Genomic DNA, 5,011 nt, shown 5'->3' with positions numbered 1-5,011 from the left:
AGGAGCTGCCGAGTGCAACGAGGCTGCGATGGTTTCATTTTTTCGCCGCGAACAACGCATCGAGCTTCTGCTCGAAGGTGTGGTAGTCGATTCGATCGTAAAGCTCCATGCGAGTCTGCATGGTGTCGATGACGTTCTGTTGCGTACCGTCGCGGCGGATCGCCGTGTAGACGTTCTCGGCCGCTTTGTTCATGGCGCGGAACGCCGACAGCGGGTACAGCACCAGGGATACGTCGGCTCCCGCCAGTTGTTCGGTGGTGTACAGCGGTGTCGCGCCAAATTCCGTGATGTTGGCCAGGATCGGCGCTTTCACGCGGCTGGCGAACAGCTTGTACATCTCAAGTTCGGTAATGGCTTCCGGGAAGATCATGTCGGCGCCGGCCTCGATGCATGCGGCGGCGCGGTCCAGGGCCGATTCCAAGCCCTCCACGGCCAGGGCATCGGTACGGGCCATGATCACGAAGCTGTCATCGGTGCGCGCGTCGACGGCGGCTTTGATGCGGTCGACCATTTCCTGTTGCGAGACGATCTCTTTGTTCGGACGGTGGCCGCAGCGTTTGGCGCCGACCTGGTCTTCAATATGAATGGCCGCCGCGCCGAACTTGATCATCGACTTGACCGTGCGAGCCACGTTGAACGCCGAGGAGCCAAACCCGGTGTCCACGTCCACCAGTAACGGCAGGTCGCAGACGTCGGTGATACGGCGCACATCGGTCAGCACGTCATCCAGGCCGGTGATGCCCAGGTCCGGCACGCCGAGGGAGCCGGCCGCCACGCCGCCGCCCGACAGATAGATCGCCTTGAAACCGGCGCGTTTGGCCAGCAGCGCATGGTTGGCGTTGATCGTGCCCACCACTTGCAGCGGATGCTCGTTGGCGACCGCATCGCGAAAACGCTGGCCTGGAGTGCTGTTGCTCATGACTCACCTCGTTCAGTGGCGGCGCTGTCCTGGAAATGACGCGCGATGTTGCGTTTGGAAGCGCCGATGTGCCGGCGCATCAATAATTCAGCCAGTTCACCGTCACGGTCGGCGATGGCATCAAGAATCCTGTGGTGCTCGGCAAAGGCCTGGCGCGGACGGTTGGGCGTGGTGGAAAACTGGATGCGGTACATGCGCACCAATTGATACAGCTCGCCGCAGAGCATTTGGGTCAGGGTGCGGTTGCCGCTGCCCTGGATGATCCGGTAATGAAAATCGAAGTCGCCTTCCTGCTGGTAATAGCCGACACCGGCCTGGAACGCCGCGTCGCGCTCATGGGTTTCCAGGACCCGGCGCAGCTCGTCGATTTCTTCCACGGTCATGCGCTCGGCCGCCAGACGGCAGGCCATGCCTTCCAAGGACTCGCGGATTTCATAGAGTTCCAGCAACTCGGCGTGGCTCAGGGAGACCACCCTGGCGCCCACGTGAGGCACCCGCACCAGCAGGCGCTGGCCTTCCAGGCGATGGATCGCCTCGCGCAACGGGCCGCGACTGATGCCGTAGGTGCGTGCCAGTTCGGGCTCGGAGATCTTGCTGCCAGGCGCGATATCGCCTCGCACGATTGCGGCCTGGATACGCCGGAAGACGTTCTCGGAAAGGGTTTCCGATTCTTCCTGGGGCAGGACTGGGGATTCAAGCTGATCGAGCATATTGTCGACACCTTACAAATCTATGAGGCAAAAATTAACCAATCAATGCCAATACGTCAAAGAAAAATTAGACATTGTCGACAATCGTCTAATAAGCGCCCCTGTCATAACCCGGTACGTGGGATAACCGGTAACGTCCGGGCGGCGGTGGCGTCAGAAAACCACCGTGCTAGAATGCCGCCGCCATTTGCCGCTCTGCATCTATTAGAGAAGGCAACCCAGGGAGCTTGTGCAGTAATGCCAGGGCCTGAACCGACGAACGGAACACTGTGCATCAGGATTTATGACACTCAAGCCCTTATCTGCTGTCCTTTGCTTCATGTGCCTGCCGGGGCTTGCCCTGGCGGGTGAAAAAACCGTGTACGGCCTCAATGAATACGCCGCCCTGCAGGGCATCGACCTGGAAGTGGCCGCCAAGTTGGACACCGGCGCCAAAACCGCTTCGCTCAGCGCCCGGGACATCAAGCGCTTCAAACGCGATGGCGAATCCTGGGTGCGCTTTTACCTGGCCATCGACGCGGCGCATTCGCACCCTATCGAACGTCCGCTGGCCCGGGTCAGCAAGATCAAACGCCGCGCCGGCGACTATGATCCCGAAGAAGGCAAGAACTACACGGCTCGGCCGGTCATCGAGCTGGACATCTGCATGGGCTCGGCCCTGCGTAGCATCGAAGTGAACCTCACCGACCGCAGTGCTTTCCAATACCCGCTACTGATCGGCTCCGAAGCCCTCAAACGCTTCGACGCGCTGGTCGACCCCAGTCTCAAATACGCTGCCGGCAAACCCGCCTGCGCCAATGCCGCTCAAACCGCAGAGTAATTCCAATGCGCTCTCTTACCCTCCATTTGAAAATGCTGATCGCCATCCTGGTGGTGCTGGGCCTGTCGGTGACGGCCTATCAGATTTTCGTGCTCGGCATCCCTGTGACCGAAGACGCCACCGACGACTTGTGGAACATCGACGCCAAGATCGAGTTCGTCCCCAATGCCAAGGATCCGGTGAAGATCCAGATGTTCGTGCCGCCACTGAGCATGGACTATGTCAGCCTCAACGAGAGCTTCATTTCCAATAACTACGGTGTGGCGGTGAACCGGGTGGACGGTAACCGCAAGGTTACGTGGTCGGCTCGTCGGGCCAAGGGCAACCAGACGCTGTATTACCGCCTGGTGCTGACCAAGCGCTACACCTCGGAAAAATCCAAGATCAAGGGCCCGACCTTCCGCGACAGCATCGCCGTCGAGGGCCCCGAGAAGCTGGCCGCCGAAGCCCTGCTCGCGCCGATCCGCCAGCACTCGGCCGACGTCGAGACCTTCATCAGCGAAGCGATCAAACGGGTCAACAACCCCAACGATGACAACGTCAAGCTGCTGCTGGCTGGCGATCCGTCCATAGCCAGTAAGGCCAGAGTCGTCGAACTGGTGCTGTCTATCGCCCACGTGCCCGTGGAGAAGGTCCATACCATCCGCCTGGTCGCCGACCAACCGCAGTCGCCTGAACTGTGGCTGCGCAGTTTCAACGGCACCGACTGGCTGTATTTCAACCCGGATACTGCTGAGCGGGGCCTGCCCAGCGACCGCCTGCTGTGGTGGACCGGTGATGAAAACCTGATCACCGTCGATGGCGGCAAAAAAGCCACCGTCACCTTCACCATGAACAACAGCGAAATGAACGCCATTCGCCTGGCCAAGCTGACGGACGAAAACACCGACGCCAACTTCCTCGAATACTCGCTCTACGGCCTGCCACTGCAAACCCAGCAGACGTTCATGATCATGGTGATGATCCCGATCGGCGTGCTGGTGATTCTGGTGCTGCGCAACCTGATCGGCCTGCAGACCCTGGGCACGTTCACACCGGTGTTGATCGCCCTGGCCTTCCGCGAAACCCAGCTGGGCTTCGGTATCATCCTGTTCACGGTCATCACGACGCTGGGCCTGTCACTGCGCTCCTATCTGGAACATCTCAAGCTGCAAATGCTGCCAAGGCTATCGGTGGTGCTGACGTTCGTGGTGGTGCTGATCGCCGCCATCAGCCTGTTCAGCCACAAGCTGGGCCTGGAACGCGGGCTGTCGGTCGCGCTGTTCCCGATGGTGATTCTGACCATGACCATCGAACGCCTGTCCATCACCTGGGAAGAACGCGGCGCCAGCCATGCCATGAAGGTGGCCATCGGCACCCTGTTCGCCGCCGCCCTGGCGCACCTGATCATGAGCGTGCCGGAGCTGGTGTACTTCGTGTTCACCTTCCCGGCCATCCTGCTGATTCTGGTAGGTTTCATGCTGGCCATGGGGCGCTACCGCGGCTACCGCCTGACCGAGCTGGTGCGGTTCAAGGCCTTCCTCAAGGCTGACTCATAATGTTCGGCCTGTGGAAGACCTGGAAGGCCCTGGAGGCCCGGGGCATCATGGGCATCAACCGGCGTAACGCCGATTACGTGCTCAAATACAACAAGCGCAGCCTGTACCCGATCGTCGATGACAAGATCATCACCAAGGAACGGGCCATCGCTGCCGGTATCCATGTGCCGGAGCTGTACGGGGTGATCTCCACCGAGAAGGAAATCGAGAAGCTCGACGAGATCATCGGCGGGCGAACCGACTTCGTGATCAAGCCGGCCCAGGGCGCGGGTGGCGACGGTATCATCGTCATTGCCGACCGCTTCGAGGGCCGCTATCGCACGGTGTCCGGCAAGATCATCAGCCATGAAGAAATCGAACACCATGTGTCCAGCATCCTTACCGGTCTGTACTCTCTGGGTGGGCATCGGGACCGGGCACTGATCGAATATCGCGTGACGCCGGACCAGATCTTCAAGAGCATCAGCTATGAAGGCGTACCGGACATTCGCATCATCGTACTGATGGGCTATCCGGTGATGGCCATGCTGCGCTTGCCGCCCCGCCAGTCCGGCGGCAAGGCCAACCTGCACCAAGGCGCCATCGGCGTGGGTGTCGACCTTGCCACCGGCCTGACCCTGCGCGGCACCTGGCTGAACAACATCATCACCAAACACCCTGACACCACCAACGCGGTGGACGGCGTGCAACTGCCCTACTGGGACGGTTTCATGAAACTGGCCGCCGGTTGCTACGAACTGTGCGGGCTGGGGTACATCGGCGTGGACATGGTGCTGGATCAGGAAAAAGGTCCGTTGATCCTGGAACTCAACGCCCGACCGGGTCTGAACATCCAGATCGCCAACGACTGCGGCCTGACCTTGCGCACCCATGCAGTGGAAGCCCGCCTGGAAGAACTCAAGGCCCGTGGCGTAGTTGAAACCGTCGAGGAGCGCGTGGCGTTTGCCCAGGAGTTGTTTGGGCATATTCCACCCGTCGAGGGTTGAGGGCTGCCGTCCCCCGTGGCGAGGGAGCTTGCTCCCGC

General features: G+C 60.6%; 5 protein-coding genes. 3 read left to right on the top strand and 2 right to left on the bottom strand.

The features are described 5' to 3' along the window. Positions 1-34: 34 nt before the first annotated feature. Both prpB and HU811_RS24785 read right to left on the bottom strand, forming a co-directional pair. Positions 35-919: a methylisocitrate lyase gene (gene prpB, locus HU811_RS24790; protein WP_047228278.1), complete on the bottom strand. Its 885-nt coding sequence runs from the start codon at positions 917-919 to the stop codon at positions 35-37. Beyond that, on the bottom strand, positions 916-1,629 hold the full coding sequence (locus tag HU811_RS24785; protein WP_092458843.1) for a GntR family transcriptional regulator: 714 nt from the start codon (positions 1,627-1,629) through the stop codon (positions 916-918). The genes prpB and HU811_RS24785 overlap by 4 nt, the downstream gene beginning before the upstream one ends. 283 nt (positions 1,630-1,912) lie before the next feature. Here HU811_RS24785 and rloA point away from each other — a divergent pair, with 283 nt between their 5' ends. The 3 genes from rloA to HU811_RS24770 are packed head-to-tail and all read left to right on the top strand — an operon-like array spanning position 1,913 to position 4,973. Then, positions 1,913-2,449 (top strand): retropepsin-like aspartic peptidase RloA, encoded by a 537-nt coding sequence (gene rloA, locus HU811_RS24780; protein ID WP_092399897.1) that lies wholly within the window; start codon positions 1,913-1,915, stop codon positions 2,447-2,449. A gap of 5 nt (positions 2,450-2,454) precedes the next feature. Then, on the top strand, positions 2,455-3,987 hold the full coding sequence (gene rloB, locus HU811_RS24775; RefSeq protein WP_186658624.1) for an osmotic stress tolerance membrane protein RloB: 1,533 nt from the start codon (positions 2,455-2,457) through the stop codon (positions 3,985-3,987). Next, positions 3,987-4,973: an alpha-L-glutamate ligase-like protein gene (locus HU811_RS24770; RefSeq protein WP_186658622.1), complete on the top strand. Its 987-nt coding sequence runs from the start codon at positions 3,987-3,989 to the stop codon at positions 4,971-4,973. The genes rloB and HU811_RS24770 overlap by 1 nt, the downstream gene beginning before the upstream one ends. Positions 4,974-5,011 lie beyond the last annotated feature (38 nt).

Origin of the sequence: Pseudomonas tehranensis (genome assembly GCF_014268615.1) — a bacterium.
GTDB classification, from domain to species: domain Bacteria; phylum Pseudomonadota; class Gammaproteobacteria; order Pseudomonadales; family Pseudomonadaceae; genus Aquipseudomonas; species Aquipseudomonas tehranensis.
The sequence above is the reverse complement of the archived record's forward strand: the minus strand, read 5'-3'. Positions and strand labels throughout refer to the sequence as shown.

Coding starts and splice junctions, on each gene's coding strand:
- prpB (WP_047228278.1), bottom strand. CDS start 919: ATGAGCAACAGCACTCCAGGCCAGCGTTTTCGCGATGCGGTCGCCAAC.
- HU811_RS24785 (WP_092458843.1), bottom strand. CDS start 1,629: ATGCTCGATCAGCTTGAATCCCCAGTCCTGCCCCAGGAAGAATCGGAA.
- rloA (WP_092399897.1), top strand. CDS start 1,913: ATGACACTCAAGCCCTTATCTGCTGTCCTTTGCTTCATGTGCCTGCCG.
- rloB (WP_186658624.1), top strand. CDS start 2,455: ATGCGCTCTCTTACCCTCCATTTGAAAATGCTGATCGCCATCCTGGTG.
- HU811_RS24770 (WP_186658622.1), top strand. CDS start 3,987: ATGTTCGGCCTGTGGAAGACCTGGAAGGCCCTGGAGGCCCGGGGCATC.